Genomic DNA, 2,331 nt, shown 5'->3' with positions numbered 1-2,331 from the left:
ACATAATTATAACTAGAATTTTTTTCATTTTATTTCACAGAGTGACAGAAGTTCAATTACTTGAGATTTGTGTTCTTTTCTATTACAGTTTTTATTGTTTTTATTTTTAGAACATGCAACACCCATTACTGCATTTTCGATAGTACAGAAAGGTTCCATCCTATTGGATAAGTCGTACATTACGTAATCCTCTACTCCAAGGATTTCACTCGTCTTTAAAGAAAGATCTGGCATGGCTGCTGACATTATTGTGTCAAAATCCCGATATATTAAACTGCCATTATTGCTTGAAGCATCTTGAATAATATCTGAATCATATAATAATACGCATCGTTGCAAGTCAATATACAAAGCTTTTGCTTCTGCTGTTAATGGCTGTGGATCTTGCGGCACATCAATATTTTGTATTTGTTCAAGTGTCAACATATCTATCTGCCTTGTAAACTCCTCAACCATGTTGCACCTTAGAAGCATGTTAAACCTTAGAAGGTCATTCAGGTCATAGCAATCCAGTATTTTCTGGCCATTAATAATTTCCAGCCATGGACTGATTTTAACCATACATTGCCATGTTTGAGTTAAATCAATCTCATCTAAATCACGAAAATGATGTTCCATCAATCTAATAAACTCTGTATGAAGCCATAGCTTTTTTCGCAGCCCTGTTTCTTCTTGTTTGATTATTCCACCCCTTAATTTTGAAGCAGTATCACCGTATTCAACAGCATCTTTGATTTCATTAAAATTAATAACCTTCAAATTATCATTCGCTGCCTCCAGTTTTTTGAAAAAATTATTGACTTCTTCTTTTTGCATATCATCCAACAGCTCTGGCTGGAAAACTTCATAAACAAGATGAATTATTGGCGTGTTAACTGGATAATACCTTTTTACTTCAGAGAGAATATTTTCCAGCTGCTTAATTTGGCAATCTCCTATCGGATTTTTACTCACCCCAATATCTTTTGAATTGGTTTTATCATTAAATATGACAAACTGCATTAATTGATTGGAGTTACCTGGAAGTTTAACTTCTCTGTATTTATCATCCCATTGTTCTTGTGTTAATGCATTATGATACACCTCTTCATGGCTTTGTTTTTGAGTAGACTTATAGCCTGTTCCATCTGCAGAGATTTCATTTTCTTGTTTAGCTGTTATAGAACGCTGACCAATAAAGCTATAAGCATTATTAATAATCCCAGTTAATGGTTTTAACCATGAACTCTGCTCCTGATCTTGTTTGACATCCCAGATGGAATGGCGTTTATCCACGCCAGGCATTGTATTTTTTTCGGAAGAAAAGTGTGTATATTTATTGGCATCTGCTGTGATTCTATTCATAACCTAAACTCTCATTATTCAATTAGATTAAGCCTGCTTGTAATAGCCAAACGCTGGAATGATGGTAACACAACACGATTACAGAAAAGAAATAAAAAGAAAAGAAATAAAGGACATCCAAAATTGTGACTAATCGGCCACACCGTCTATCTTTCTTCTGGAGCCTCTTAAGGGCATTAAGGAAATCTACCCAGTAACCAAAAAAAATGACATGACGACCGCCCGAAAAAACCTCATAGATCCAGCCAGTACGCCCTACTACCACTGCATGGCACGCTGCGTTCGCAGGGCCTTCCTATGCGGCAAAGATAATTTCTCAGGCAAAAAATATGAGCATCGCAGGCAGTGGGTGGTTGATCGGTTGAAAGAGCTTTCCGGTATTTTTGCCCTGGAAGTCTGTGCTTATGCGGTGATGTCGAATCATTATCATGTGGTGCTCCATATCAATAGTCAGCAAGCCAAAAAATGGGACACCAAAGCAGTCTTACAACGCTGGACGCAGCTCTTTTCAGGCCCGCACCTGGTTCAGCGTTTTCTTGTCGGCGATCAGCTGGGCAAAGCAGAGCTGCTGCGTGTCGAAGAATATGCCCAGAAGTACCGAGGTCGCTTAATGGATATCAGCTGGTTCATGCGCTGTCTCAACGAATATTTAGCCCGGCTGGCCAATAAAGAGGATGAGTGCAAAGGGCGCTTTTGGGAAGGTCGTTACAAAAGTCAGGCTTTGTTAGATGAGGCAGCATTGCTGACTTGCATGGCCTATGTCGACTTAAACCCCATCCGGGCAAAAATTGCCGCAACGCTGGAAACCTCAGAACATACTTCCATTAAAGAGCGCATTGAGTCATACGACAGCGCAAACGGAAAAAAACAAAAGGCACACTTGAAACCGTTAAAATCTCAGGGTCAACACCCGGAACAGGCGATTCCATACCCACTCAGTAGCTACTTTGAACTGGTTGACTGGTCTGGCCGAATTGTCCGAAAAGG

Annotated in this window: 2 protein-coding genes; one reads left to right on the top strand and one right to left on the bottom strand. The window is 39.4% G+C overall.

The genetic code is table 11. The annotated features are described in order from the left end of the window. Positions 1–24: 24 nt before the first annotated feature. Positions 25–1,344, bottom strand: coding sequence for a hypothetical protein (locus tag CX664_RS25125; RefSeq protein ID WP_101749313.1), 1,320 nt, complete (start codon positions 1,342–1,344; stop codon positions 25–27). A 211-nt stretch (positions 1,345–1,555) separates the two neighbouring features. Between CX664_RS25125 and CX664_RS25120 the strand changes: the two genes are divergently transcribed. Further along, positions 1,556–2,331 (top strand): transposase (locus CX664_RS25120; RefSeq protein ID WP_101749312.1); only part of this gene is annotated, 776 nt, incomplete at its 3' end.

Origin of the sequence: Endozoicomonas acroporae (genome assembly GCF_002864045.1) — a bacterium.
Lineage (GTDB): Bacteria > Pseudomonadota > Gammaproteobacteria > Pseudomonadales > Endozoicomonadaceae > Endozoicomonas > Endozoicomonas acroporae.
Note: the sequence above shows the minus strand (reverse complement) of the source record. Positions and strands in the feature narration are given on the sequence as shown.

Excerpts from the sequence above, each read along its gene's own strand:
- CX664_RS25125 (WP_101749313.1), bottom strand. The coding sequence starts at position 1,344 with ATGAATAGAATCACAGCAGATGCCAATAAATATACACACTTTTCTTCC.